Raw genomic sequence first — 24,706 nt, 5'->3', positions numbered from 1 at the left:
CTGTAAGAAATAGTAAAGCAGATAGATTGAAAAATTTTTGGAAATATGTTGTTTGCATAAGCTATAAAATACCTTTCTGTGTGTAGTATGTTGGACAAAGTAAGGGTAATACTTGATATGGATGTTCATTATCAATAATTTGAATAAGTCCTGTGCCTTTGCCGATTGGAATAACAATGCCTTCAGGGTCAAGGTCTGGAAACAAGAATTGAGTAGTTTTCTTATTGATGTTACCTATTTGAATGAGCACGTTGAGTTGTTCTCGTACTGATATAGGAATTGTATTGTGATCAAATCGCTGACTGACAAGGAGCAGATGGACCTTTGTTGCTCGTCCTAATAAAGCAATTTGCGATAGTAAGGAGAAGAAGGAATCTTTGATATTTTTATTGACACCTTCTGATAAGGCAAGTACCTCATCAATAACAATAGTTAGATGTTTAAATTCATGATGTGGATTTTCAAAGAGAATCCCTTGACGCTTATGAATAATAAATAGGCATTGACTTAAACTTTCATTAATTTCTGATACAAAGTCAGATTTTGAACGATTTTCTTTAGGGTGAATAACAGCAATTTGATTCTGCTTTGCCCAGCGTGAAGGAGTGTCGAATTTGGGGTCAACGATAATCAGGTCAGAGATATTTTTAAGGACACTTAATAGATAAGTCAGAGTATAGCTTTTCCCACTTCCCGAGTTTCCAGCAATAGCAACGGAAGTTACTTTATCATAGTTAATGACTAGATTTTTCATGACAGGAATATCATTACTTTTTAGAGATGAGGTGAATTGCTCAAGGTTGGAAATGACTAGACGTTCAGAAATCCCTTTTTTCCAAGGAAAGTACAGCCCACGCTGAACATGAATGTCATCTGTTTTCAGTGCGACAAAGTAAGCAGAATTTTGTTTTAATAATGTGTATTGTGGATAGAGTGATGCATTAGCGATTAAGAAAATCTTTTGATATAGGTCATCATCAATGATGAATCCGGAAGGAAGACGAGGAATAAAGATAAAGCCATCTTCTTTAACTGCAATATCAAATGAGTTGGTATAAGACGTTTCACCCTGTAGCAAAGAGCCTAAAGCCATATTTAGGCTCTGTAACAGGTATTGTTCCAACTCTCTTTTTGTAAGAGATTGAACCATTATTTCACCTCTCTCAATGCATCGGCTTTGAAGTAAACATTATAGTTGACTTCACATGCTTGTAAGTTATCAAAACTAACGAGAGAAAGGTAGTCAGGAAGTGTAGGCATTTCAAGAAATTTCACTTGAAATGGTGGGAGTCCTTTTTGACCAAACCATGTTTTGTAAGCGATAATTTCACCAGTTGGTTTACCATCTTCAAATTTTTGTTGCGGTTCAAGCTCGTCACTAAGCAGGTAGATAGGAGCTTGAAGGTTAACGTATTGTTCTGCTGTTTGTTTTGAGTATCCACCTTTGCGGTACTGTGGTTTCATTTTCATAGTTTAAATACCTCGTGTATTCTATTTTGTGTTTTGTTTTAAAGTAAAGTTGACATGCTCGGTTTAAGGTCATGAAGCTGGACTTGTTAATTTTTCCTTTCTATCTTATAGGAGATTCAGGAGATGAATTTCGGAGTTTTTTGAAAATATTTTTTATTTTCTTCCTATCTTTAAGGAGATTCGGTTGTCTAAATTCGGAGCATTTCACAAAAAAACTGATAATCTATCTGATTATCAGTTTTAGGTGTTAGACATAATCTTTTAAAAGATTTTGCAATGCTTCTTGATATTTTTTAAAGTGAGCTGTTACGGTTTTATCGCTAAGACCAGTAAGCTTGGCCAATTTAGTTGATGACATAGGCTTATCGGCTAGTTTGCCTTGCATGATGATTTTGTCACTTGAATTTAAAGTTTCAATGAAATTGGCTATGAGTCCTAACATTTCATTTTGTAAGCAAACTTCTTCACTGTTGGGAGAGGTATCAGCTATTAACTCATATAGGTCAGTATTACGTCCATCAATGGAAATGTTTTTATCAAGACTTCCGAGATTGTGATATCGGTCACGACGATTTGCATTTGCAAATGTTTTATTGTCATTACGTAGAAATTTATCCCAGCGTTCGATTTCCTTTTTTTCTTCTGGGGTAAGTCGGTCTGAAAAGATTTTAATTGGCATAAGAGCCTCTTTCTAGGTCCTGTGTTTGGACAGAAAGAAACTAGTATGAACTATACTGAATAACCGATGAGGTGCAAAAAAGACACAACAAATAAACGGATAAACAGATATATGTAAAACTCGACCTTTATCGCCTGAGTTATCATATTCGTTTCAATCCGTCCGTTTGATGCATCAATTAGGACCAATAAATTTTATGAATGTATTATCTCAGAAGGAAGGCTGGAAATCGTTAGTAAGTTTTGGTAGAATAAAAAGGAAAATGCTACCAACTTTAGAGGTGTTATGAATTTTGAAAGAATGATTGACTCAATGCTGGCTGGAAAAATAAAAAAAGCTCGTAAGTCATTAAAAATGACTCAAGAGCAATTTTGTGAAAAGTATGAAATACAAGTTAGCATTGATAAATATAGGTTATCTAATTTAGAAAATGGGAGGAGAAATAAAAAGAAGAACCCTCATTTTTTAACAGAGAGTTACATAGAATTTTTTGCAGATTTGTTGGGGTTATCTACTAAAGAATTTCTTTTTGGAATTAAGGAAGATAAAGAACGATTCGTAAAATTGATTTTATTAAATATTTTTATGAATGGGGATACTCAGAGTGCTAAAAAAGATAACCCTCAAATTGAACTAACTCCAATATTCGATATTAATATGAGTTCTGATAAAGAATTTTTCAGACTAGCGATGTTAAATTTAGTTGAATCTCCAACGGATTTTAAGCTAGCAAGAGAAAGATATCACAATCATGAGTCTGTTACTAACAAACAACTGAAGGAGGAGAGAAGGAGTATTTCAGCTACTTTAATAGCTAAAGACTCATTTTTTATAGTGCTGAAAATGCGAGTCTTTATTCTTCACTGATGAATGGTGAACAAATTTTTTCAGAACAGTCATCAATTATACTGAAGTGTTTATTTGGTAATCTTGATTTTGCATCAAGTTTCTTAAATAGGATTGATAATGAAGAACATTTTAGATTCGATGAATCAGAAATAATATTGAGGAAGCCTCGAAGGGAACAGTTTTATATTGATAATTATTTAAGTGGAAAAGGTTATTTTTCAGCAAATGCCATTGATTGGAAAGAAACGGATTTTATATTATTTATTAAAGCATTTAATGATTTTTTTAAGTATAATTCAGAAAAATTACTATCCTTTTTTGAACAAAAAATATTTTGTAAAACTCTTAAGCAGTTGTCTAATACATATGTTAACTCATTATTTTCAAGCAGAGAATTTACTGATTTACTTAATAATATATACTTAAAAGACCAATTTATTTTGGAACGTATGACTGGACATAATTTTGCAAGAGCAAAAATTCAAAAATTTTCTTTAATAATGTATAATTCAAAACGTTTAAGAAAAGATGAAGTAAACTTTCCGAGTTCTACGATTTACGAGAATTTTTATGATATATCAAGTCTAGGGGAAAAAGAAAATAAGTATACATTAACAAAGTATTTATATGATTTTGAAAATATGACTGGATTGTTTGCGAGTAAGAAGCATACTTCTCCTCCATATGGTTTATACCTGCCAAGTTATTTCGAGATAACTAATTTAGAATAATACTCTATTTTCTAGTTAGAGATGTGATACAATTATGAGGAAGTAGTCACAAACTTATCTATATTTATTACCGATTGATTTTATTTTCGAACGAAAATGTAAAATTTCTATCTGAAAAAATAATCTTAAAATAAATTATAGAAGGAATAACCAATGGCAACGAAGTAGAGTAAAGAAGTGAAAATCCAACGTGAAGTTGAAAAGTGGCTGACTTCCTATGATAGGAGCGTTTGTGATAGCATTTATTGAATTGATAAATGAGAAGATTAGAGCTGTGTAGGTAAATGTTTCTGCATTGAAAGGAATGTAATATGGAGAGAATAGATTTTGAAACGGTGCTTGTAGAGAGTGCAAAACTTCCTATGGTTAAAATTGACCGAGAATTATTTCTTAGGAAAGAATTAAAGGGTAGATATAACCCAGAAGTTGTAGAAAAAGCAATTCAATATAGTCCGGCGTATGCAGGCATAAGTGTAGAAGAAATAAACAGAATTGCTAAAAGTTGTATAACTGCAGAAACCACTAGAGTGACTGCGATATCTGCGGCAGCAGGAATTCCTGGAGGATTTGCTTTGATAGGAACAGTACCGGCGGATTTAACTCAGTATTTTGCTCATATTTTACGAATTGTTCAAGAATTAATCTATCTTTATGGTTGGAAAGAATTAAATCTTGATTCCACAGAAATGAATCAAGAAACAAAGAATTTACTTATACTATTTGTTGGAATAATGTTTGGAGTAAATGGGGCTGTTAATGCGGTCAATAAGGTGGCTACTCAAGTTGCCAAACAAGTTGCAAAAAAGCTTCCACAAAAGGCATTAACAAAGGGGACTGTTTATCCAATAGTAAAGCGAGTTGCTGGTTTGTTGGGCGTTCGAATGACAAAACAAATTTTCTCAAAAGGAGTTGCAAAAGTAGTTCCTTTTGTAGGTGCTGCTATTTCTGGAGGGGTGACATTTATTACCTATAAGCCAATGGCGGAAAAACTTAGAAAGTATCTAGCTTCGAATGAATTAGCAAGTGTTGAACATTACAAACAAATGGAAGATGAAACAATTATTGATGTTGAAATAATAGAAGATACCGAATCTTTAACTGAGTAAAATAAAAGAAAAACTAAACACTAAGATATGGGGCGATAGAAAGTAAAAGGCTAATCTAATTATATAGAGAGGCTAGCCCCCCTTTTATTTCGTAAAAATAAAAACGCAGGCTTACCCAAGCCTGCGTTTTGTATTCCACAAATTTTGGAAAATACTACGTTATTTCAAAAATTTTTAGGAATGAAAACACAGAAAAAGAGGAGCCTCATGATGAAGCTCCTCTGCTTTTAATCGTCCGAATCAGTATTCTTATTTCAAATAAAGGTAGTGAAAAAGGTAGTGATTCGGTTGATTTATATTGCGATGTAGTGAAATTTAGAAAATCAAGAATCGCTTTAAATCAAGGTTTCTACCGTCTAGTGACGCGTAGTGAATCCTTATTTCACCTCAGTAAAGATTACGTGTTTACGCAATTTTGGTGAGTATTTTTTCAATTGAAGACGGTCTGGAGTGTTACGTTTGTTTTTTGAAGTAAGGTACAAGCGTTCACCAGATTCTTTGTGTTCAAGTGTAATATTTACGCGCATGGTATCTCCCTTCTATTATTTAGCTGCGTTAGCTTTAGCGATTTTACGTCCTTTGTAGTATCCTTTAAGTGATACACGGTGTGAACGTGAGTAATCTCCAGTTGTTTCGTCAAATTGTACTGATGGAGCAGTCAATTTGTAGTGTGTACGACGTTTGTTTTTCTTCGCTTTTGAAGTGTGACGTGCAGGTACTGCCATTTCTTTATTTCCTCCGAATTAATATTTATGTTCTTGATTTTAAATCAACTATAACAGAATAACATATCTTTTTTGTAAAGTAAAGTTACTTGACAAAAAACTTTTTAGGAAGTCTCATAGTTAATAGCTATATCAATGGATAATATTTATATATTTCACAGCTATAACTGTAAGTGCTAGAATAGGATTATTATAGTAAGAGAATCAAAAGGAGTAAATAGATATGAGTAAAGTACATTATCATTTTGACCATGTTGGGTCTTACCTTCGTCCGCAAGCTTTAAAAGAAGCACGTGAAAAATTTGCAGATGGGGACATTTCTCAAGATGAATTGTTGAAAGTACAAGATGAGTTGGTTAAAGATTTGGTACACCATGAGGTGGAAAATGGTCTTCAAGTGGTCTCTGATGGTGAATTTGGTCGTTCTTGGTGGCATCTTGACTTCCTTTGGAATTTGACTGGTTTTGAAGCCTATCAACAAGAAGATTCATATAAATTCCATGGAGCTAAGACACGTACAACCAACGTTCGTATCAATGGTAAGATTGCTGAAAACCCTAATCATCCTTTCTATCGCGACTTTGAATATCTTAAATCAGTGACTCCTGAAGGAATTACTCCAAAAGTAACTATTCCAAGTCCATCACTCATCATTAATCGTGACCACCGTAGTGATCTTTATGCTGATTACTATGATTCATGGACAGATTTCCTTGATGATTTGGCTAAAGCTTACCATGATACCATCCAACATTTTTACGATTTGGGTGCACGTTATGTACAGTTGGATGATACGACTTGGGGTTATTTGATTCAACAGTTTGAGAATGAAAAAAATAATCCTGAAAAAACAGCTGAGTTGGCAAAAATTGCTGAAGACGATGTGTATACTATCAACAAAGCCTTAGAAGGTCTTCCAGAAGATTTGACTTTGGCTACACATATTTGCCGTGGAAACTTTAAATCTACATACCTTTTTGAAGGCGGCTATGATTCAGTGGCTAAATATCTTGGTCAATTAAACTATGATATCTTCTTTTTGGAATACGACGATGCGCGTTCAGGTAGCTTCGCTCCACTTCCAACAATTTGGAATAATCGTGATCATGTTGAATTGGTCCTTGGTGTGATTACTTCTAAGGATCCTGCTTTGGAAGATGTAGATGCTGTTATCGCTCGTATCCATGAAGCAGCAAATCTTGTACCACTTAAGAACCTCGGTATTTCAACTCAATGTGGCTTTGCATCGACTGAAGAAGGTAATATTTTGACAGAGCAAGATGAGTGGAATAAGTTGCAACTGATTAAATCAATTACTGATAAAGTTTGGTCATAATAGAACAAGTGTATAGGATGGGGTTAGCCTGTCCTATTTTTAATAGCAAGAAAGGCATCGTGGAAGACAAAGAGATAAAACAAAGAATTCTATAGGTTTTTGGAAAAAGGAGAGCCCCTCATAATTTCACTACTTATTTGTTGATGAGTAAGATTAACCATTATACATACCGGGAGTTTTGTTTCTTCTTTCAAAAATCCTCGACCATTTCCCAAATGCCATGCAATTTATGTTAGAATAGAGTGATTATATCTGTAATAACGGAAAAGGAGGGCAGGCCCATTTGAGGTCTGTATCATTATTATGAAACTTCAAAAACCTAAGGGCACGCAAGATATTTTGCCTGCTGATAGTGCCAAATGGCAGTACGTGGAAAATGTTGCACGTGAAACATTTAAAAAATACAATTATGGTGAGATTCGTACACCTATGTTTGAACATTATGAGGTTATTTCACGTTCAGTAGGTGATACAACTGATATTGTGACTAAGGAAATGTACGATTTTCATGATAAGGGAGATCGTCACATCACTCTGCGTCCGGAAGGAACAGCGCCCGTTGTACGTTCTTATGTAGAAAATAAACTTTTTGCGCCAGAGGTTCAAAAACCTGTTAAAGTATATTATATTGGTTCAATGTTCCGTTATGAACGTCCTCAGGCAGGTCGTTTGCGTGAGTTCCACCAATTGGGGGTAGAGTGCTTTGGATCAAAAAATCCAGCAACAGATGTTGAAACCATTGCTATGACCTATCAACTCTTTAATACGCTTGGAATTAAGGATGTTACCCTTCATTTGAATAGTCTTGGAAATACTGAAAGTCGTCTGGCTTATCGTCAGGCCTTGATTGACTATTTGACACCAATGCGTGAGAGTTTATCAAAAGATAGTCAACGTCGTTTGGATGAAAATCCCTTGCGAGTGCTCGATTCAAAAGAAAAGAAGATAAGCTTGCAGTTGAAAATGCTCCATCTATCCTTGATTATCTAGATGAAGAAAGCCAAGCTCATTTTGACGAAGTGCGTACCATGCTTGAGAGTCTTAACATTCCTTACGTGATTGATACCAACATGGTACGTGGTCTAGATTACTATAATCACACGATTTTTGAATTTATCACTACTATTGATAAGTCTGAATTGACAATCTGTGCGGGCGGTCGTTACGATAGTTTGGTTGAGTACTTTGGTGGTCCAGAAACAGCTGGTTTTGGTTTTGGACTTGGTTTGGAACGTTTGCTCTTGGTTCTTGATAAACAAGGTATTACTCTTCCTGTAGAAGAAGGTTTGGATGTCTACATTGCAGTTCTAGGTTCAGAAGCCAATGGTAAAGCACTCGAGTTAGCTCAAGCTATCCGTCATCAAGGATTTAAGGCCGAACGTGATTACCTTGGACGCAAGATTAAAGCACAATTTAAGTCAGCAGATGCCTTTAAGGCTAAAACTGTCATCACCTTAGGTGAGAGTGAATTAGAGTCAGGTCAGGTTAGTGTTAAAAATAATACCACTCGAGAGGAAGTAACTGTAAGTTTTGAGGAGCTAACAGAGAATTTTGCAGCAGTTCTGGACCAATTAGAAAAGTAGGAGGCTTATGGTTAGTATAGTTGATATGCTTAAACGAAGTGAAAACTTTAGTTTGGCTTTTAATCGTAGTATGCCTATTCACTTTCAACAACAGTTTTGGCAGTTGATTGCTCTTCTGGATAAACATGAAATTACCTGGTTTAATGACGAGCCTGCAAGTGATCATGCAATGTGTCAACAGTTACTTGGCCAAGTTTGGCGTCAAGATTGCCAAGATGTGGTCTTAAGTTTTGAAACTCAGGAACGTTATTTAGGGTGGCAGGTAGATGAAGAAACTGATGAACTTAGTGTTATTATTGAAGATGTTTATGGTTTCCGATGGAATAGCTTACTTGATTTAGAGACTGCTGATTATCGTTTTGAAGATTTTGAAGAATTTGCTGAAGATTACGTAGATACTAGTGATTTGTTGAAACAATTTGGTAAATAGTTTGATAAAAAAGAAAGTCTATTAAAATTCTAACCCGAAATGGGTGGGGTTTTGATGGGCTTTTTGCTATAATAGTTAAGACTAAAAAATTAACGAAAGAAGTGTAATTATGAAACGTTCTATGTATGCCGGACGTGTTCGAAGCGAACATATCGGAACTACTATTACTTTGAAAGGTTGGGTATCTCGTCGTCGTAACCTCGGAGGTTTGATTTTCATTGACCTTCGTGACCGTGAAGGTTTGATGCAATTGGTTGTTAACCCTGAAAATGCAGATGCAGCTGTTGTTGAAACAGCCGAGAGCCTACGTAGCGAATTTGTTATTGAAGTAACAGGAACAGTTGAAGCACGTGAACAAGCTAATGACAACTTGCCTACAGGTGCTGTTGAACTAAAAGTTGAAGACCTCAAAATCCTTAATACTGCCAAAACAACACCGTTTGAAATCAAAGATGGTGTTGAGGCTAGTGATGATACACGTATGCGTTACCGTTACTTGGATCTTCGTCGTCCAGAAATGTTGGAAAACTTTAAGCTTCGTGCTAAGGTAACTCACGCTATTCGTAATTATCTTGATGACTTGGAATTTATCGATGTCGAAACACCAATGTTGACAAAATCAACACCAGAAGGTGCACGTGATTATTTGGTGCCAAGTCGTGTTAGCCAAGGTCATTTTTACGCTCTTCCGCAAAGTCCTCAAATCACTAAACAATTGTTGATGAATGCTGGTTTTGACCGTTATTATCAAATTGTTAAGTGTTTCCGTGATGAAGATTTGCGTGGAGACCGTCAACCTGAGTTTACACAAGTTGACTTAGAAACATCATTCCTTAATGAGCAAGAAATCCAAGATATTACAGAAGGATTGATTGCCAAGGTTATGAAAGAAACTAAAGGAATTAATGTCACACTGCCATTCCCACGTATGTCTTATGATGATGCCATGAATAACTATGGATCCGATAAGCCAGATACACGCTTTGATATGCTTTTACAAGACTTGACAGATATTGTAAAGGGTGTAGACTTCAAAGTGTTTGCTGAGGCACCAGCTGTTAAGGCAATTGTTGTCAAAGGAAATGCAGATAAGTACTCACGTAAAAGCATTGACAAGTTGACAGAGTTTGCTAAACAATTTGGTGCTAAAGGTCTTGCTTGGGTTAAAATGACTGATGGTGCTCTAGCAGGTCCAGTTGCTAAATTCTTGACAAGTATTGAAGGTAAGTTGACAGATGCTTTACAACTTGAAGAGAATGATTTAGTCCTTTTTGTAGCAGATACTCTTGAAGTTGCTAATAATACACTTGGCGCTTTACGTAATCAAATTGCTAAAGAACTTGACATGATTGATACCACTAAGTTCAACTTCCTTTGGGTTGTTGATTGGCCAATGTTTGAGTGGTCTGAAGAAGAAGGACGTTATATGTCTGCTCACCACCCATTCACCTTGCCAACAGAAGAGTCTGCATCAAATCTTGAAGGGGATCTTTCTAAGGTACGTGCTGTGGCTTATGATATTGTCTTGAATGGTTATGAGCTTGGTGGGGGTAGCCTACGTATCAATCATAAAGACCTACAGGAACGTATGTTGAAAGCCCTTGGCTTCTCTGAAGAATCAGCCTACGAGCAATTTGGATTCCTTCTTGAAGCTATGGACTATGGTTTCCCACCACACGGTGGTTTGGCTATCGGTCTTGACCGTTTTGTTATGCTTCTTGCAGGTAAAGATAATATTCGTGAGGTGATTGCCTTCCCTAAAAATAATAAGGCATCAGATCCTATGACTCAGGCTCCAAGTCTTGTGGCTGATAAACAGTTGGAAGAACTTGCTCTTCATGTAGAATTAGAAAATGAATAAAACACGTCTTCACAAACATGTTAAATTTGTAGCGAAAAAATCTGCGAAGAAGATAGGTGTTTGGCAGGCTATTCGTAGTATTTCTCGTGAAAAATATACTGAGAAGGTCTCAGCATCGTTACTATACGGACTCTTATCATCAATCGCTGTGAATTTCTTTTTTCAACCAGGTCACGTCTATTCAAGTGGGGCAACAGGGTTGGCACAGGTTTTATCAGCATTGAGTGTTAGAACTCTTGGTTTTGAGATTCCTGTATCATTGACTTTTTATGCTATTAATATTCCGCTCTTGATTCTTGCATGGAATAAAATTGGCCATAAGTTTACTATCTTCACCTTCATTACAGTAACAATGAGCTCCCTGTTCATTCAGGTAATGCCTCATGTTACCTTGACTGAGGATCCTTTGATTAATGCTATCTTCGGTGGCTTGGTTATGGGTACAGGTATTGGATTTGGTTTGAAATCTCGTATTTCAAGTGGAGGTACGGATATTGTCAGCCTTACCATTCGTAAGAAAACTGGTCGTGATGTGGGAAATATCTCTCTGATTGTCAATGGGATTATCATGATTTTTGCCGGTATACTTTTTGGTTGGAAATATGCCCTGTATTCAATGGTGACAATTTTTGTCTCAAGCCGAGTAACGGATGCGATTTTTACTAAGCAAAAGAAAATGCAGGCTATGATTGTTACAAGTAATCCTGATCCAGTTGTACGAATGATTCAGAAGAAACTCCACCGTGGAGTAACAATGATCAATGATGCGGAAGGTACTTATAATCATGAAAAAAAAGCAGTTTTGCTGACTATTATTACCCGTGAAGAGTACACTGATTTTAAGTATTACATGAGAAAAGCAGACCCTAAAGCATTTGTTTCTATTGCTGAAAATGTACATATTCTAGGTCGTTTTGTTGATTTAGATGACTAAGTAAAAAGGAAGTTGACGTCTGTTGACTTCTTTTTTACTAGAGAGAATTCTTGACGAAATGTTTACATGACCTTACAATAACAGTATGATTAGATTTTTGATTCCAACTGCAAAAGAAATGAAGACCCTCAATGAAGTTCCGTATCAGAAGATTTCTGAAAAGAGTGTGGTTATTCTCAAAGAAATGGCAAAGTTATCCACAGAAGAATTATCCACAGCTTATAAAATAAAGCCTGAGCAGGCTGAGAAAGAGAAGCAGCGCTGGGATAGAATGTTGGCTGGGGAAGCAAGGAGCTATCCTGCAATAGAGCTTTTTAATGGCTTGATGTATCGCCATATTAAACGTAGTGACTTATCCACATGTGAAAAAGATTTTTTAAGCCAACAGGTATTTATTACATCTTCTTTTTATGGGATTATTCCAGCTTTTTATTCAATTCAAGAACATCGTCATGACTTTCATACGAAGGTTAAGGTTAATGGTCGGTCCTTAAAAAACTACTGGCGTGCTGAATATGATCAATTCCTAGAAGAGAGTCAAGTTCCAGTTGTTTCTTTACTTTCAAGTGAATTTGAAGATGTCTTTAGTCCAGCTCTTCGTAAGCAGTTATTCACAGTTAGTTTTATGGAAGACCGTAATGGTCTTCTTAAGACACATTCAACGATTTCTAAAAAAGCTAGAGGGGCTTTTTTGACGGCTGTAATGAAAGAAAATTGTCAAACCATTGATGACTTACGAAAATTATCCTTTGATGAGTTTCACTATCGTGAAGATTTATCCTCTGAGCATGAGCTGTTCTTTGTTAAAATAGTTTAGAAAAAAGTCTGAGTTTTTTGAACTCAGACTTTTCTTTATATCATATCTTTACGATCGACTTGCTCATAGTTAGTTTGACCATCATTTAACTTGTCCCAAATAACGACTTCTCCTTGATTAAAAGATTTTTTGACATCAATAATACGTTGATTAGACGATCCTCGAAACTGAAGCATAAGGTTCTTTTTAGTAATGTCAAAGCGTCCATCTACGAGAATGTCAATGAGATGAAGAAGCTCGATCTTATCAGGAGTTTCAAGCATCAACTCCTCCCAAGTATAACCAGTCCAAGACCAAATATCTTTTTCCGGGAGTTCCTCACGAATTCGTTTGACTAGGGGAATGAGAATTCCTGTGTTTAGGAAGGGTTCACCACCCAGTAGCGTGAGACCTTGTACGTAAGGTTGAGCTAGGTCCTGCATGATTTGTTCCTCAAGTTCTTTAGTATAGGGCATCCCTGCCTTAAAGGACCAGGTGGCAGCATTATAACATCCCTCGCAATGAAACATACAGCCAGAGACATAAAGTGAGTTACGCACCCCTTCGCCATCGACGAAGTTAAAAGCTTTGTAGTCAATAATGCGTCCTTGACTAAGTTCTTCAGACTTCCATTCTTGAGGTTTTGGTGTATTCCATGTCATAATTCTACTCCAAATCTATCCAATAGCGCTCAGTTTCATTGTGAATATTCTCCAACTGACCACCATTGGCTAAGATAACAGCACGACTAGCAAAATTTTCGATATTACAGGTTATTAGAGCTCTAGTAATATTCTTTTTCTTGGCCATTTGCAAGCCTTGGCGGAGAGATTCTTTAGCATATCCCTTACCTCTTTCAGACGGACGGATAGAGTAGCCAATATGACCACCTTTTTCTAGTAAGTAGTCATTTAATCGGAGACGGAGGTTGAGAAAGCCAAGAGCATGACCTACTTCGTTGAAGCTAACCAGCTGGATAGCAGGAACCCAATTTTCAGGAATATTGAGTCCTGCTTCTGCCTGAAAATTTTCTTCTAGCCACTCTTCATAAATAAAGTTGTCTGCATTCCAAAATCCACCGTCATGGGCAGAATGCTCTCTTTCAAATTCATCCATCATTTCTAAGATAGCTTCTTTATCTGCTTGACTTGGTCGGCGTAAAATCATCTTATTTCTTCTTTCCAGCTTTTTTCAAAAGAGCCTGGACACGTGCTTTTTTATTATTTTTGACGGTTGCATTTTTTTCGTGGTAACGTTCCACTTGCTGCATACCTTTATAATCTAATTGATATTTTCCCATGCTATTCCTTTCTAAAAATGAAATAAGCAAAGCAGTTGGAGGGTATCGTCCAGCTGCTTCTAGTTTGTGATAACATCTCCTATGATATGTTAGATATGTTTTCCTTCATATTTTATAGTTGAGCCATTCATATGTTTGACTCGGGCTGAGATTTCTTTGTGGCGTCCTTTAACCATTGGGCGTGCCTGTGGATTTCCTAAATAACCACATGTGCGTTTTACGACATCAACTGTTTTAGGATCTGTATTGCCACAGTTAGGGCACATGAATCCACGTTCTGTTGGAGTGAAATCCCCTTCAAAGTCACACTTGTAGCATTTATCAATTGGAGTATTAGTACCAAGATAGCCGACACGGTCGTAGGCAAAATCCCAGACAGCTTCAAGTGCTTTAGGGTTTTGTTGGAGGACTGGATATTCACAATAATGGATGAATCCACCAGTTGCCCCAGCTTCTGGGTAATCTTTCTCAAATTCCAACTTTTCAAATGGTGTTGGATTTTTACGAACATCGTAGTGGAAGGAGTTGGTGTAATATTCTTTATCTGTAATATCACTGACAATACCAAATTTTTCAGTATCCAGGCGACAGAAACGATCAGTCAAACTTTCTGATGGTGTTGAATAAACAGAGAAATGATAATCATATTCGTCCGACCAATTTTCACAAGCATTTTTCATAGCTTTAACGATAGCTAAAGTAAATGCCTTGGCTTCTGAATTAGTTTCCCAATCGCTACCATAAAAAACAGATGCTACTTCATAAAGTCCAATGTAACCAAGTGATACGGTTGCACGGCGATGTTTGAAAAGTTGGTCGACACTGTCGCATTTACCTAGACGCTGACCAAAAGCACCATACTGATAAAGGATAGGTGCATTGGCAGGTGTAGCTTCTTTGGCACGTTCAACTCGATAGACGAGAGCATCTTTGGCAATTCCCATTCGTTCCTCAAAGATTTCCCAGAACTTTTTCTTCTCACCCTTAGACTCTAAAGCGATTCTAGGAAGATTAAGGGTTACAACACCAAGGTTCATTCGTCCAGAGTTAACTTCAACACCATTTTCATCCTTCCACCCTTGTAGGAAAGAACGACATCCCATAGGAGCCTTGAAGGAACCTGTCAATTCAATAATTTTATCGTATGAAAGCACATCTGGATACATTCGCTTGGTCGCACATTCAAGAGCTAACTGTTTGATATCATAGTTAGGTGACTCAGGTTCCAAGTTAAGTCCACGTTTCAGGGTGAAAATAAGCTTAGGGAAAATCGCTGTACGATGTTCTGACCCAAGTCCTAAAATACGAACTTGTAGAATAGCTTTTTGAATTTCACGCTCAAACCAGTTGGTTCCCAAACCAAAACCGAGAGAGGTAAAGGGAGTTTGTCCATTCGATGTGAAAAGGGTATTAATCTCATATTCAAGAGATTGCATGGCATCATAGATATCTTTACGCGTTTTAGCACGTGCATAATCTTCTCGTTTATCTTCAGCAACCCAAACCTCAGCATCGGCCAAGTGCTTCTTATAATTTAATTGAGCATATGGAGCTAAAAACTCATCAATACGGTCCGCTGTACAGCCACCATACTGACTAGAGGCGACATTTGCGATGATTTGTGAAATTTGTGCAGTTGCAGTTTGAATGGACTTGGGACTTTCAACTTCCGCATTACCAATTTTAAACCCATTTGCCAACATGCCTTTGAAGTCAATCAAACAACAGTTGGTCATAGGTGTGTAAGGACTATAGTCTAAATCGTGGAAGTGGATGTCTCCTTTTTGATGGGCATTTGCTACATGTGAAGGAAGCATCTTAAGGCCTACAGATTTTCCAACAATTCCTGCGGTTAAATCACGTTGTGTATTGTATAAGTCGCTGTCTTTATTGGCATTTTCGTGGACAACAGCTTGGTCTTTATTGACGAGTTTGTTAATGGTGAAATTGATGTCAGTGGCCTGAGAACGCTCAAAATCACGTTTGGTACGATAGTTAATATATTCTTGAGCGATAGCATATTCGTTGGCTGAGAGCAACTCGTGCTCTACAATGCTCTGAATTTCATATATCTTGACATTTTGAGAAAAGCGATCATTGATTTCAGCCACAATACGATTGGCAATACTCTCCAATTTAACCTCAATTAGAGGTGTAACAGGTGTAATAGCATCACTAGCTTTGAGAATAGCTTCATATATCTTACTTGAATCAAAGGCAACCATACGTCCATCACGTTTGATGACTTTGATATCGGGGTTGACAGTAACCTTTTCTTTTTCTAATGTTATCATCTAAAATTCACCTCGCTACTAATTATAGCACTAGGCAGAAAAAATCAATATATTGTGGTATATTTTTATTCCAACCACTATATATTGATTTTTTGAGTTATTTTAGAACATAAAGAGTATATCGTTCAATCCCCTTCATAGAAACTTTTTTATAGTTCTTAGAAAGCGTTGATTTAACATCGGAAGGTAAGCGAGTGTTTTCTTGGACAACGATATATTGTGCAGAATCTTGGATAAGTGTATCTGAGATAGCTTTTTTATGGCTAGATTTTGCTGTATTGAGTTCTGGAAGAACAAATTGTGAAGCTGATTTACGACCACTATCCAAATAAATTTTTGCTGTAGAATCATAGACGTAGATGGTTTCGTCTTTCTTAGTTTTTTTAACGATATAATTTGCGACAGTACTGCGTTCAGCATTATTTTCTAAATTAAATAGGAACATGATGATTGGCATAGCAAAAGCAAATGCAAAGACTAGTAGTGGTAAGAAATAGTTTCGACTGAGGAAAATACCAAAAACTTTAAGTGCATGAATCTGGCTAACATTACGACGTCTGTGAGAGGTGCGTTCAGCTCTTTTTTTAGTAGCATCATCTAACGAAAGCGCAGTCAGAACAAGGCCATAAGGTACTATGTTGAGAATACTGTAAAGACCAAAGCTTCGAGAAAATAAGCTGTAAACTACTGTAAAGACAAAACTAATGAGCAGTACCCATTTGATACTTTTATCTTTAGCTTCACCAAGAAGATGATTACCTGTAGTTACGGCACCAATAAGTAGTCCAGATCCTAGAACGGCAAAGATTTGATAAACTAGGGTTAACAGATAGTCGTTATTTTCTACAGCAAGATGTGTAAAGCTGTAGATCAACACTTGGTTGATATAGTCTGATGTAATCTGTAAATTTAAAATAAAGTAAAGGCATAGATACAGTACCAGAATATTACCAAAAATTATACAGAGGACTTGGTAAAAACCACGGAAAAAGTGCTTGTTGACAAGGTTGTAAACGAAAATTGTCACTAGTGACAATATCCAAAAAATGAGTGTTCGCGCTTCAAAGAAGGCTCCAGCAGTGCCAGCCAATCCGTAAAGAATAAAAGCTTCATCACGACTGTGACCAGCAAAGTAACGGGTCAAGAAGAAAATGGCTCCAAGGACAAATGGCATTGCGAATTGGATAGGGTAGAGGCCGCCAAAACCAAGCGTTCCATTAATTACGAAGAAAATAAAGCTAATGAAAGTAGCAATTTCCTTCTTACTTGTCATGTGCATGACAGTCTTGTAAAGAAAACTACCAGAAAGATAGTAGGTAAGAAACTGTATGGGAATTAGCCAAAGTGTTGATCCCAAGCGAAAAGCTAAGGAAACTAAGAAATAATAGAAGAAGCCACCCGTTGTAAAAAAGTCAGAGTAAGGTAGGCTGCCATTGGCAAACATCTTTGCAATGTAAAGGTTTTGGGACTGCATACTATTTGCAAAGTCTGTAAAGCAAGGCACTGAGATGCTAAAAATGCTCAAGATCAGACTAAGAATGAGAATGTGACTCTTATGCTTCCATGGAATCGCAGTTATAGGGGCTTTATCTTTCAGAGAAGAACTCGATTCATTTGTATGCCCTTGAATTGCTACTTCAATTTTCTCATCTTGTTTCTCATCATTTGCATGAGATTGATGGTGGCTTCGATGGTAGCCCTGATAGCTACCCGATTGTAAAGTATTGTCTTCGCTATATTGACTCACAATTAGACTCCTTTATTGTTATTTGGAAAGTTATGAATAAAAGGAAATAATCCCCTGATTGTCTTATTTCCAGTATATCAGATAATACTATTTAGTCAATTTCTCTCTAATTTCTTAAATTAAATTAATAATTACTAAAAAAGGATTGAGAACAAAATCTCAATCCTTTCTCTCCTAGTAACTGATGTGATTTCACCTGCATAGTTATAGTTGTCAAACCCTCAGTCAACTTGATAGAAGTTAGACAATGAACAAAATTGGTAAAATAATTCAGTATGTTCGTCAATACTTTTTAATTCTCATCAATGAAGCTATTGAAGACTTCTTCAATCATATCCCATTCAGCATCTGAGTCTTCAGGGATTGGTTGAAGGTCACCTTCGGTACCATCTTCATTTTCAGTGAAAGAATAAGCTTGAATTTCAATCTCTCCGTTAGCATCTTCTTCTGCACCGGCTGGTACCAAAAGAACATAGTTTTTTCCGAATTCTTCACGTCCATCAATAGTTAACAAGATTTCAAAAAGAGTTTCATTTCCTTGTTCGTCTACTAAGGTAATAACTTCATGGTCATGGTTATGATCGTGATTGTGTGACATATTGTTCTCCTTATTGAAGCAAGAGCCAAATAGTTAGGTAAAGCTAATATACTCGACAATGAGTTTACTAGACTGGCATTGGACTATCGGACTCTATTGTAGTTTCTTAAAACATTCGATCGAGGTAGTTTTGCAGGATAAGTTGGGCGGCTAATTTATCAATAACTTTTTTGCGTTTACCACGGCTGACATCTGCTTGCTCAACCAGCATACGTTCTGCTTGAACAGTTGTTAAGCGCTCATCTTGGTAATCTACAGGAATTCCAAAGATTTCCTTAATTTTGTTACCATAAGCTTTGCTTGCCTCGACACGAGGGCCTTCAGTATTATTCATATTTTTTGGAAGACCAACGACAAACTTGTCTACTTTATACTCTTTAACGAGTTCACCGAGGCGGTCGAAACCAAACTCTTCAGCTTCTTCGTCAATTTTGATAATTTCGACGCCTTGGGCTGTAAAACCGAGAGGATCACTAATAGCAACCCCCACTGTTTTTGAGCCAACATCAAGTCCCATTACTCGCATTAGAGGTCAATTCCATTTCCTTTAAGATAATAGCGAACGAGTTCTTCAACGATTTCATCACGTTCGTATTTACGAATCTGGTTACGGGCGTCATTATAACGCGGAACATAAGCAGGGTCACCGCTCAGAACATAACCGACGATTTGGTTGATAGGATTATAACCTTTCTCTGCCAACGAACGGTAGACATTTGTCAAAGTATTACTGATTTCATCTTTGCTACCGTCGTCGAGGTTGAAACGAACAGTTTCATCTGTAAATCCCATACTGACACCTTCTTTCTATAAGAATTATCTGTTAGTTCTTTATTATAACATAAGTCTACTCAAAAGGGAAAGACAATGAACAAAAAAGAGATGACTGGAGTCATCCCTCTTAATATCTAATAAGATTAAACGCGTTCAACTTTACCAGATTTAAGTGCACGAGCTGAAGCCCAAACTTTTTTAGGTTTACCATCAACAAGGATAGTAACTTTTTGAAGGTTAGGTTTAACGGCACGTTTAGTTTTGTTCATAGCGTGTGAACGGTTGTTTGCAGAAACAGTTTTACGTCCTGTAAAGTAACATACTTTAGCCATTTCGTGTTTTCCTCCTAGGTAGAATTTATTACGGATGTGCTAGCACCACATACCAAAACATTCTATCATAAGAAACTAGGTTTGACAAGAACAATTTATAATTTCTTTTTAGGAAAAAATAGTATATGCTTATTATAATGAAAAGACAACCCTAAAGAGGAGAAAAAATGCCAGATAATCTTGCACTACGTATGCGCCCACGCACAATTTCGGAAGTGATAGGTCAAAAGCATTTAGTTGGTAAAGGAAAAATCATTCGCCGTATGGTAGAGGCAAACATGCTGTCCTCAATGATTCTTTATGGGCCACCGGGAATTGGAAAAACCTCAATAGCCAGTGCCATTGCAGGAACAACAAAATTTGCTTTTAGAACCTTTAATGCAACTGTTGATAGCAAGAAACGGCTGCAGGAAATTGCAGAAGAAGCTAAGTTTTCAGGTGGTTTGGTTCTGCTCCTAGATGAAATCCATCGTTTGGATAAAGCTAAGCAAGATTTTTTATTGCCGTTGTTAGAAAACGGTAAAATTATCATGATTGGGGCTACAACTGAGAATCCATTTTTTTCTGTGACTCCAGCCATTCGTAGTCGGGTACAAATATTTGAATTGGAACCCCTTTCCAATACGGATATTAAGGTAGCTATTCAGGGTGTTTTGGAAGATCGAGAACGTGGGTTTGATTTTGATGTCCAGTTAGATGATGATGCTCTAGATTTCATAGCTACAGCTACCAATGGCGATTTACGTTCGGCCTACAATTCCTTGGACTTGGCGGTTATGTCAACTCAACCTTCAGAAGGTGGGGAGCGCCATGTTACTTTAGATACCGTTGAGAATAGTTTGCAACGTAGTTATATCACCATGGATAAAGATGGTGATGGGCACTATGATGTGCTTTCTGCCTTGCAAAAATCGATTCGAGGCTCTGACGTCAATGCCAGTCTTCATTATGCAGCACGTTTGGTTGAAGCAGGAGACCTTCCAAGCCTAGCACGTCGGTTAACTGTGATTGCTTACGAGGATATTGGTTTAGCTAATCCAGATGCACAGGTTCATACTGTCACAGCCTTGGAAGCTGCGCAGAAAGTAGGCTTTCCGGAGGCACGTATTTTGATTGCAAATGTGGTTATTGACTTAGCTTTATCACCTAAGTCAAATTCGGCCTATGTGGCAATGGACGCTGCGCTGGCAGATCTTAGAAAGTCTGGAAATTTACCGATTCCTCGTCATTTGAGAGATGGACATTATGCAGGAAGTAAGGAACTAGGAAATGCGCAAGATTACAAATATCCACATGCTTATCCCGAAAAGTGGGTTAAGCAACAATACCTTCCAGATAAACTAAGAGACGTCAATTATTTCCAACCGAATGAGACTGGGAAATATGAGAGAGCTCTTGGAGCTAACAAAGAGCGAATCGATAAGCTGTCAAAATAACAAGCGAGATAGGTGCTAACGAAAACGATTGCAAAAAAATTGACTTTTCCTCTTGCAATAATTTTCAAAAGTGGTATCATAGGAGCATAGAAATTGCTGTGGTATACGAATCCACATATAAGTGTTGACCGACTAATTTTTGTATTATCGGGAGACAGAGGTCTATTAACAGTGTGCAGGCTGGCTCACCCAGAAGCAACTTAAGTTAGTAGCGAGTCGCCCACCTGCTTTTTTACGTCGCGGGTTCAATACAAACCGTGGATCATCGGTACCAATACAGCATCCAGCCTCCTTAGCTCAGTTGGTAGAGCAGTGGACTCTTAATCCATGGGTCACAGGTTCGAGCCCTGTAGGGGGCATCTAAATCAACAGGAAAAAGCCTTGATTTACAAGGCTTTTTTGCTTGCCTATAACTGATTTGCCCCATCATTTGCCCCACATTTTTTATGAGCAATCTTTCCAGACATCTCTAATTTGATTAAATTCTTCAAAAATTTTCTCTTCTAAAGTGTGTCCATATACTTCTACTAACATTGAAATATCTTTATGCCCTAGAATTTTTGCAATAACTCCAAGGTCAAATCCTTTGTGCCAGAGGTAGCTTCCATAGGTATGACGTGCTCCTTTTGTCGTGATAATTGGATAAATATCTAATTCATTTAAAAGAACACTCAAAGCTTTATTGACACTTGCAATATCTGGTACCAAGTGAATATATCCATAATGCTGAAAAATCATTTTATACCTATTCTTGATTCCTAGCTCTTTATTAGCCTTCTCCTGTTCAATTTTTAGGACTTGCAATATCTTAATACATTCTTCGTCTATCGGTACCATCCGAATAGACGTTTTGTTTTTTGGAGGGACAAATTTATGAGAAAGGGTATTAAACCTCCTATATGTTTTTAGCAGTCCTCTGTCAAAGTCAACTTCATTCCAAGTTAACGCTATTAACTCTCCAAACCTCATGCCTGTTTTTAGTAGAAAATAGACGATATAAGGAACAATTGAACGTTGGTAATCAAATTTTCTCTTTACTGCTAAAAGTAAATCCAGATAGTCCTTTTCTGTATGTAAATATTTCTCTTCGGTCATCTGTTGTTCTTTGGATGAAAATAACTCGACATGTTGTGTAAAATCATCTATTAGAACTTTGTCTGCAATTGCCATTTGGATGCTCTGATGAATCCCAGTATTCAATCTACCAAGAAAATTTCTACCAACTGTTTGTCCATACTTATTCATAATTCTTTGGTATTCACTCGCACGAATTTGAGTGACTTTTTTATTTCCAAATAATCTTTCAATTGTGTTTTTACGGAGAAGATATTTTTTCTTTGTCTCTTCCGACCTACTACTCGGTAGAATTTTTAGTTCAAGCCATTCTTGATACAGATCTACAAGAGAAATATCTCTAGAAATTCTTTTTCCTAAACGAAGTTCTTGCAGAATCGGTTCAGCTTCTGACTCTGCAAGTTTTTTTGTTTTAAAACCGCTATTATGAACAACAGTTTTCCCTTCGCTACGAATTTCATAGGTCCATAAATTACTATCTCCTCGCTTTCGATAACGAACACTTGCCATATTACGCCACCTCAGTTCCTAGAATCTCATTTACAACACTTTTTGGAACAACCATCAAACGTTTGCGATTATAAAATGTATAGCCTCGTGAGACAAGTAATTCTCTTGCCTGATGAATGATATCATTTGCTGTATGAGGGCGATAGCCCATTTCAATTAATTCTTTGTTACTAATTAAATTATTGTCCATAGTTATCCTCCTTATTTATTTTCTAAATTCAGAAACTCGCCTACAAGTAGTTGTAATTCTGCATTTAATTTAGGGAGATTCTGTATTAATACTTCTTTTAATTCTTCCGCAAATTGGTTCGTTTCTTCTCTCAATAGTTTGCGGACTCTTGTTTTTTCTTTTTGATGCTGTCTGATTTTAAATTTGGAAAAGCCAATGATAACAGTTCAGGATTGTTGAGAAAGATAATTGTAAATGCTCTTTGCTCCACTCGAATATGTTCTAGCTTATAAAATCCGAAATTATCAAGTCGATTCATAACATCTTGGACCATCTCCTCACCAATCGCTTTGGTTCTAAGTTGGAATTCCAGTCTCCACCAAAACGGATTTACAGCCAAATCTAGCTTCTCATCGCGCTTGTGAGCAATGATTTCTTTATTCTTATCATATAACCTAACTTGTACATTACTACCGCTAGAACCCCAATATTTCGTCTCTAATTCACCCCCTCTACCATAGAAGACCTTATGGGTAACACCACCTTTAATATGTTGCAAATTAACGATTTCAGGCCTATTGAAAATGTCAAATGCCAAATCAAAACGAGACAAACGTACTGTCAATGAATTCAATCTAGCAAAGTACATTAATTGCCTCCATACTTTCATTCCATCAAATTCTTTTAAAGTATTAGGATTGAAATCAATTCGAATCAATTGTTCATTTCCATAAGTGGATAATTGAAAAAATATAATATTGATTGAATCATACTCATTAAAATCTTTAGCTAAAGTAAATACATCATCTCGTACGTTATCATGTATTTCAAATGAATCAACTCTTGTACTTATTGCCTGTTTCAGATTTTTAAAAATTTGTCTTAGGGAACCAATGTCTGTATCCCAGATAACCGTTAATCTATCAATACTGACATCTAACCGCTGTACTAATTCTCCTACATCACATCGTTCTTGAATACTTCTTAAATCTTGTATAGAAACCAACAAAATTGTCCCCCCTTCTTTTAGATTTTTTAGGTTTCAGAAACACCGTCAAATCAACGATTGCTCGTTCCGTCGTTCTTTGGGCGTTGCCCTAAGTGTCCCTTTTTGCTGGCTGTTAGAATAGCCAGCTTTTGCTTGGCTAGAAATTGTCTGGACGGCAGTCTGCAGGACTTCGCCTGACTTCCCGTCAGGCTCGTCCCTTGTCCTTGTCCACACAATTTCTAGCTCCAAGGCTTCGAATAGTCGTAAGTCATAGTCTCGTCCTCAACTTCCTCCTCACTCACTGTTCCTAAACTTATGAGCTATTTTTATCGTTTATAACTTATTTTTAAGTTATAAATATATTTTATAAAAAATATTTTAGTTAGTCAACTAAAAACTTGATTTGTAAGTTTATAGGTGATAAAATAAGTTAAAAATAAAAATAGGAGTTTCCCATGACCTTTATTATTCAAAATTTTGGACCCAATTTGGCACGACTACGCATAGAAAAAGGGGTAAGCCAAACTCAACTAGCTGAAGATTTAGGAATCGGTAAACAGTCCATCTCTGATTACGAAAAACAAAAAAGCTATCCTACCTTTGCAAATTTGGATAAGATAGCAGAATATTTTAATGCAACTCCAACCCAACTCTTTGGAACGAGTAAAGAGATTGAGTTAGAAAAGAGTGTTCTTGAATCTAATGAATACTCTGATAAAGTAAGTGAAATCTTAAAAGCTGTCAAATACATCGAGCATTTCCTACATACTGATGGACAGTACTTAGAGGATTTACTTTACCTAACAAGAGGCAACCAACTATACACAGAAGATGGAAAAGAGTTGTATATTGATCCAACTTCTCAGAAAAGAACACTTCATACCCAATATGAACCTGGTTTTATTGAAGCAAGAGATAAATCTCCACTAGAGCTCTTAATTGAAAATAAGGAGCTATTAGATTAAATAAAAAAAGCGAGGATAT

General features: G+C 36.7%; 27 protein-coding genes, 1 tRNA gene, 1 other RNA gene and 2 pseudogenes. 13 read left to right on the top strand and 18 right to left on the bottom strand.

The window, feature by feature from the left end; translation table 11 throughout:
• Positions 1–61 precede the first annotated feature (61 nt).
• From HSISS3_RS10875 to HSISS3_RS10865, 3 genes are all read right to left on the bottom strand, one after another.
• On the bottom strand, positions 62–1,150 hold the full coding sequence (locus HSISS3_RS10875) for a cell division protein FtsK (protein ID WP_021152662.1): 1,089 nt from the start codon (positions 1,148–1,150) through the stop codon (positions 62–64).
• On the bottom strand, positions 1,150–1,464 hold the full coding sequence (locus HSISS3_RS10870; RefSeq protein WP_041817409.1) for a hypothetical protein: 315 nt from the start codon (positions 1,462–1,464) through the stop codon (positions 1,150–1,152). The genes HSISS3_RS10875 and HSISS3_RS10870 overlap by 1 nt, the downstream gene beginning before the upstream one ends.
• A 253-nt stretch (positions 1,465–1,717) precedes the next feature.
• Positions 1,718–2,149, bottom strand: coding sequence for a hypothetical protein (locus HSISS3_RS10865; RefSeq protein WP_021152661.1), 432 nt, complete (start codon positions 2,147–2,149; stop codon positions 1,718–1,720).
• A gap of 285 nt (positions 2,150–2,434) precedes the next feature.
• Here HSISS3_RS10865 and HSISS3_RS10860 point away from each other — a divergent pair, with 285 nt between their 5' ends.
• From HSISS3_RS10860 to HSISS3_RS10850, 3 genes are all read left to right on the top strand, one after another.
• Positions 2,435–3,016 carry a helix-turn-helix domain-containing protein gene (locus HSISS3_RS10860; protein ID WP_042772020.1) on the top strand — a complete coding sequence of 194 codons (582 nt, stop codon included), beginning with the start codon at positions 2,435–2,437 and terminating at the stop codon, positions 3,014–3,016.
• Entirely contained in the window at positions 3,016–3,729 is a 714-nt protein-coding gene (locus HSISS3_RS10855) for a hypothetical protein (RefSeq protein WP_021152659.1), read from the top strand. Before HSISS3_RS10860 ends, HSISS3_RS10855 begins: the two co-directional genes overlap by 1 nt.
• Before the next feature lie 311 nt (positions 3,730–4,040).
• Positions 4,041–4,835 (top strand): hypothetical protein, encoded by a 795-nt coding sequence (locus tag HSISS3_RS10850; RefSeq protein WP_021152658.1) that lies wholly within the window; start codon positions 4,041–4,043, stop codon positions 4,833–4,835.
• Positions 4,836–5,212: 377 nt separating this feature from the next.
• Here the strand turns inward: HSISS3_RS10850 and rpmG are convergent, their stop codons facing one another.
• Both rpmG and rpmF read right to left on the bottom strand, forming a co-directional pair.
• Positions 5,213–5,362, bottom strand: a complete 150-nt coding sequence (gene rpmG, locus HSISS3_RS10845; RefSeq protein ID WP_002262412.1) for a 50S ribosomal protein L33 — start codon at positions 5,360–5,362, stop codon at positions 5,213–5,215.
• Positions 5,363–5,377: 15 nt separating this feature from the next.
• A complete protein-coding gene (gene rpmF, locus HSISS3_RS10840; protein ID WP_002885630.1) occupies positions 5,378–5,560 on the bottom strand; it encodes a 50S ribosomal protein L32 in 183 nt (60 codons plus the stop codon).
• A gap of 223 nt (positions 5,561–5,783) precedes the next feature.
• On the opposite strand from rpmF, the gene HSISS3_RS10835 reads away from it, so the two are divergent.
• The 6 genes and pseudogenes from HSISS3_RS10835 (at position 5,784) to yaaA (ending at position 12,521) form a co-directional block, all read left to right on the top strand.
• Positions 5,784–6,896, top strand: a complete 1,113-nt coding sequence (locus HSISS3_RS10835) for a vitamin B12 independent methionine synthase (RefSeq protein WP_002887481.1) — start codon at positions 5,784–5,786, stop codon at positions 6,894–6,896.
• A gap of 303 nt (positions 6,897–7,199) precedes the next feature.
• Positions 7,200–8,479: pseudogene (gene hisS, locus HSISS3_RS10830) on the top strand (histidine--tRNA ligase).
• 7 nt (positions 8,480–8,486) lie between these two features.
• Complete coding sequence (locus HSISS3_RS10825; protein WP_021146614.1) at positions 8,487–8,909, top strand: hypothetical protein; 423 nt, start codon at positions 8,487–8,489, stop codon at positions 8,907–8,909.
• Positions 8,910–9,018: 109 nt separating this feature from the next.
• A complete protein-coding gene (aspS, locus tag HSISS3_RS10820; RefSeq protein ID WP_021146613.1) occupies positions 9,019–10,770 on the top strand; it encodes an aspartate--tRNA ligase in 1,752 nt (583 codons plus the stop codon).
• Positions 10,763–11,704: a YitT family protein gene (locus HSISS3_RS10815; protein ID WP_002887485.1), complete on the top strand. Its 942-nt coding sequence runs from the start codon at positions 10,763–10,765 to the stop codon at positions 11,702–11,704. Before aspS ends, HSISS3_RS10815 begins: the two co-directional genes overlap by 8 nt.
• An 85-nt stretch (positions 11,705–11,789) precedes the next feature.
• A complete protein-coding gene (gene yaaA / locus HSISS3_RS10810) occupies positions 11,790–12,521 on the top strand; it encodes a peroxide stress protein YaaA (RefSeq protein WP_008536044.1) in 732 nt (243 codons plus the stop codon).
• Between the two features lie 35 nt (positions 12,522–12,556).
• Here the strand turns inward: yaaA and nrdG are convergent, their stop codons facing one another.
• From nrdG to rpmB, 9 genes are all read right to left on the bottom strand, one after another.
• Positions 12,557–13,162 carry an anaerobic ribonucleoside-triphosphate reductase activating protein gene (gene nrdG, locus HSISS3_RS10805; RefSeq protein WP_008536045.1) on the bottom strand — a complete coding sequence of 202 codons (606 nt, stop codon included), beginning with the start codon at positions 13,160–13,162 and terminating at the stop codon, positions 12,557–12,559.
• 4 nt (positions 13,163–13,166) lie between these two features.
• Entirely contained in the window at positions 13,167–13,667 is a 501-nt protein-coding gene (locus tag HSISS3_RS10800; RefSeq protein WP_002887489.1) for a GNAT family N-acetyltransferase, read from the bottom strand.
• A gap of 1 nt (position 13,668) precedes the next feature.
• On the bottom strand, positions 13,669–13,800 hold the full coding sequence (locus HSISS3_RS12545) for a hypothetical protein (protein WP_021146612.1): 132 nt from the start codon (positions 13,798–13,800) through the stop codon (positions 13,669–13,671).
• An 89-nt stretch (positions 13,801–13,889) separates the two neighbouring features.
• Positions 13,890–16,094: an anaerobic ribonucleoside-triphosphate reductase gene (nrdD, locus tag HSISS3_RS10795; protein WP_008536047.1), complete on the bottom strand. Its 2,205-nt coding sequence runs from the start codon at positions 16,092–16,094 to the stop codon at positions 13,890–13,892.
• 97 nt (positions 16,095–16,191) lie between these two features.
• Positions 16,192–17,841, bottom strand: a complete 1,650-nt coding sequence (locus HSISS3_RS10790; protein ID WP_008536048.1) for a hypothetical protein — start codon at positions 17,839–17,841, stop codon at positions 16,192–16,194.
• A 292-nt stretch (positions 17,842–18,133) separates the two neighbouring features.
• Positions 18,134–18,439 carry a DUF1292 domain-containing protein gene (locus HSISS3_RS10785; RefSeq protein ID WP_002887079.1) on the bottom strand — a complete coding sequence of 102 codons (306 nt, stop codon included), beginning with the start codon at positions 18,437–18,439 and terminating at the stop codon, positions 18,134–18,136.
• Positions 18,440–18,545: 106 nt separating this feature from the next.
• Complete coding sequence (gene ruvX, locus HSISS3_RS10780) at positions 18,546–18,965, bottom strand: Holliday junction resolvase RuvX (RefSeq protein WP_008536052.1); 420 nt, start codon at positions 18,963–18,965, stop codon at positions 18,546–18,548.
• On the bottom strand, positions 18,965–19,231 hold the full coding sequence (locus tag HSISS3_RS10775; RefSeq protein WP_002885737.1) for an IreB family regulatory phosphoprotein: 267 nt from the start codon (positions 19,229–19,231) through the stop codon (positions 18,965–18,967). Before HSISS3_RS10775 ends, ruvX begins: the two co-directional genes overlap by 1 nt.
• A 125-nt stretch (positions 19,232–19,356) precedes the next feature.
• Entirely contained in the window at positions 19,357–19,545 is a 189-nt protein-coding gene (rpmB, locus tag HSISS3_RS10770; RefSeq protein WP_008536053.1) for a 50S ribosomal protein L28, read from the bottom strand.
• A 167-nt stretch (positions 19,546–19,712) separates the two neighbouring features.
• Here rpmB and HSISS3_RS10765 point away from each other — a divergent pair, with 167 nt between their 5' ends.
• The 3 genes from HSISS3_RS10765 (at position 19,713) to HSISS3_RS10760 (ending at position 21,340) form a co-directional block, all read left to right on the top strand.
• Positions 19,713–20,981 carry a replication-associated recombination protein A gene (locus HSISS3_RS10765; protein WP_008536054.1) on the top strand — a complete coding sequence of 423 codons (1,269 nt, stop codon included), beginning with the start codon at positions 19,713–19,715 and terminating at the stop codon, positions 20,979–20,981.
• 90 nt (positions 20,982–21,071) lie between these two features.
• Positions 21,072–21,267, top strand: a non-coding RNA gene (gene ssrS, locus HSISS3_RS11865) — 6S RNA.
• Positions 21,268–21,340 (top strand) — tRNA-Lys (locus tag HSISS3_RS10760).
• An 85-nt stretch (positions 21,341–21,425) separates the two neighbouring features.
• Here the strand turns inward: HSISS3_RS10760 and HSISS3_RS10755 are convergent.
• From HSISS3_RS10755 to HSISS3_RS12600, 4 genes and pseudogenes are all read right to left on the bottom strand, one after another.
• Positions 21,426–22,565, bottom strand: coding sequence for a site-specific integrase (locus HSISS3_RS10755; protein WP_021152656.1), 1,140 nt, complete (start codon positions 22,563–22,565; stop codon positions 21,426–21,428).
• Position 22,566: 1 nt separating this feature from the next.
• A complete protein-coding gene (locus HSISS3_RS10750; RefSeq protein ID WP_000369785.1) occupies positions 22,567–22,755 on the bottom strand; it encodes a DUF3173 domain-containing protein in 189 nt (62 codons plus the stop codon).
• A gap of 11 nt (positions 22,756–22,766) precedes the next feature.
• Positions 22,767–23,743, bottom strand: a pseudogene (locus tag HSISS3_RS10745) (replication initiation protein).
• Between the two features lie 45 nt (positions 23,744–23,788).
• Positions 23,789–23,971, bottom strand: coding sequence for a hypothetical protein (locus HSISS3_RS12600; RefSeq protein ID WP_002916824.1), 183 nt, complete (start codon positions 23,969–23,971; stop codon positions 23,789–23,791).
• A 206-nt stretch (positions 23,972–24,177) separates the two neighbouring features.
• Between HSISS3_RS12600 and HSISS3_RS10735 the strand changes: the two genes are divergently transcribed.
• Complete coding sequence (locus HSISS3_RS10735) at positions 24,178–24,687, top strand: helix-turn-helix domain-containing protein (RefSeq protein WP_005591592.1); 510 nt, start codon at positions 24,178–24,180, stop codon at positions 24,685–24,687.
• Positions 24,688–24,706 lie beyond the last annotated feature (19 nt).

This window comes from Streptococcus sp. HSISS3 (genome assembly GCF_000448605.1).
Classification (GTDB): Bacteria; Bacillota; Bacilli; order Lactobacillales; family Streptococcaceae; genus Streptococcus; species Streptococcus raffinosi.
This window is presented reverse-complemented; position numbering and strand designations above follow the sequence as displayed.

Excerpts from the sequence above, each read along its gene's own strand:
- HSISS3_RS10875 (WP_021152662.1), bottom strand. The coding sequence starts at position 1,150 with ATGGTTCAATCTCTTACAAAAAGAGAGTTGGAACAATACCTGTTACAG.
- HSISS3_RS10870 (WP_041817409.1), bottom strand. The coding sequence starts at position 1,464 with ATGAAACCACAGTACCGCAAAGGTGGATACTCAAAACAAACAGCAGAA.
- HSISS3_RS10865 (WP_021152661.1), bottom strand. The coding sequence starts at position 2,149 with ATGCCAATTAAAATCTTTTCAGACCGACTTACCCCAGAAGAAAAAAAG.
- HSISS3_RS10860 (WP_042772020.1), top strand. The coding sequence starts at position 2,435 with ATGAATTTTGAAAGAATGATTGACTCAATGCTGGCTGGAAAAATAAAA.
- HSISS3_RS10855 (WP_021152659.1), top strand. The coding sequence starts at position 3,016 with ATGAATGGTGAACAAATTTTTTCAGAACAGTCATCAATTATACTGAAG.
- HSISS3_RS10850 (WP_021152658.1), top strand. The coding sequence starts at position 4,041 with ATGGAGAGAATAGATTTTGAAACGGTGCTTGTAGAGAGTGCAAAACTT.
- rpmG (WP_002262412.1), bottom strand. The coding sequence starts at position 5,362 with ATGCGCGTAAATATTACACTTGAACACAAAGAATCTGGTGAACGCTTG.
- rpmF (WP_002885630.1), bottom strand. The coding sequence starts at position 5,560 with ATGGCAGTACCTGCACGTCACACTTCAAAAGCGAAGAAAAACAAACGT.
- HSISS3_RS10835 (WP_002887481.1), top strand. The coding sequence starts at position 5,784 with ATGAGTAAAGTACATTATCATTTTGACCATGTTGGGTCTTACCTTCGT.
- HSISS3_RS10825 (WP_021146614.1), top strand. The coding sequence starts at position 8,487 with ATGGTTAGTATAGTTGATATGCTTAAACGAAGTGAAAACTTTAGTTTG.
- aspS (WP_021146613.1), top strand. The coding sequence starts at position 9,019 with ATGAAACGTTCTATGTATGCCGGACGTGTTCGAAGCGAACATATCGGA.
- HSISS3_RS10815 (WP_002887485.1), top strand. The coding sequence starts at position 10,763 with ATGAATAAAACACGTCTTCACAAACATGTTAAATTTGTAGCGAAAAAA.
- yaaA (WP_008536044.1), top strand. The coding sequence starts at position 11,790 with ATGATTAGATTTTTGATTCCAACTGCAAAAGAAATGAAGACCCTCAAT.
- nrdG (WP_008536045.1), bottom strand. The coding sequence starts at position 13,162 with ATGACATGGAATACACCAAAACCTCAAGAATGGAAGTCTGAAGAACTT.
- HSISS3_RS10800 (WP_002887489.1), bottom strand. The coding sequence starts at position 13,667 with ATGATTTTACGCCGACCAAGTCAAGCAGATAAAGAAGCTATCTTAGAA.
- HSISS3_RS12545 (WP_021146612.1), bottom strand. The coding sequence starts at position 13,800 with ATGGGAAAATATCAATTAGATTATAAAGGTATGCAGCAAGTGGAACGT.
- nrdD (WP_008536047.1), bottom strand. The coding sequence starts at position 16,094 with ATGATAACATTAGAAAAAGAAAAGGTTACTGTCAACCCCGATATCAAA.
- HSISS3_RS10785 (WP_002887079.1), bottom strand. The coding sequence starts at position 18,439 with ATGTCACACAATCACGATCATAACCATGACCATGAAGTTATTACCTTA.
- ruvX (WP_008536052.1), bottom strand. The coding sequence starts at position 18,965 with ATGCGAGTAATGGGACTTGATGTTGGCTCAAAAACAGTGGGGGTTGCT.
- HSISS3_RS10775 (WP_002885737.1), bottom strand. The coding sequence starts at position 19,231 with ATGGGATTTACAGATGAAACTGTTCGTTTCAACCTCGACGACGGTAGC.
- rpmB (WP_008536053.1), bottom strand. The coding sequence starts at position 19,545 with ATGGCTAAAGTATGTTACTTTACAGGACGTAAAACTGTTTCTGCAAAC.
- HSISS3_RS10765 (WP_008536054.1), top strand. The coding sequence starts at position 19,713 with ATGCCAGATAATCTTGCACTACGTATGCGCCCACGCACAATTTCGGAA.
- HSISS3_RS10755 (WP_021152656.1), bottom strand. The coding sequence starts at position 22,565 with ATGGCAAGTGTTCGTTATCGAAAGCGAGGAGATAGTAATTTATGGACC.
- HSISS3_RS10750 (WP_000369785.1), bottom strand. The coding sequence starts at position 22,755 with ATGGACAATAATTTAATTAGTAACAAAGAATTAATTGAAATGGGCTAT.
- HSISS3_RS10735 (WP_005591592.1), top strand. The coding sequence starts at position 24,178 with ATGACCTTTATTATTCAAAATTTTGGACCCAATTTGGCACGACTACGC.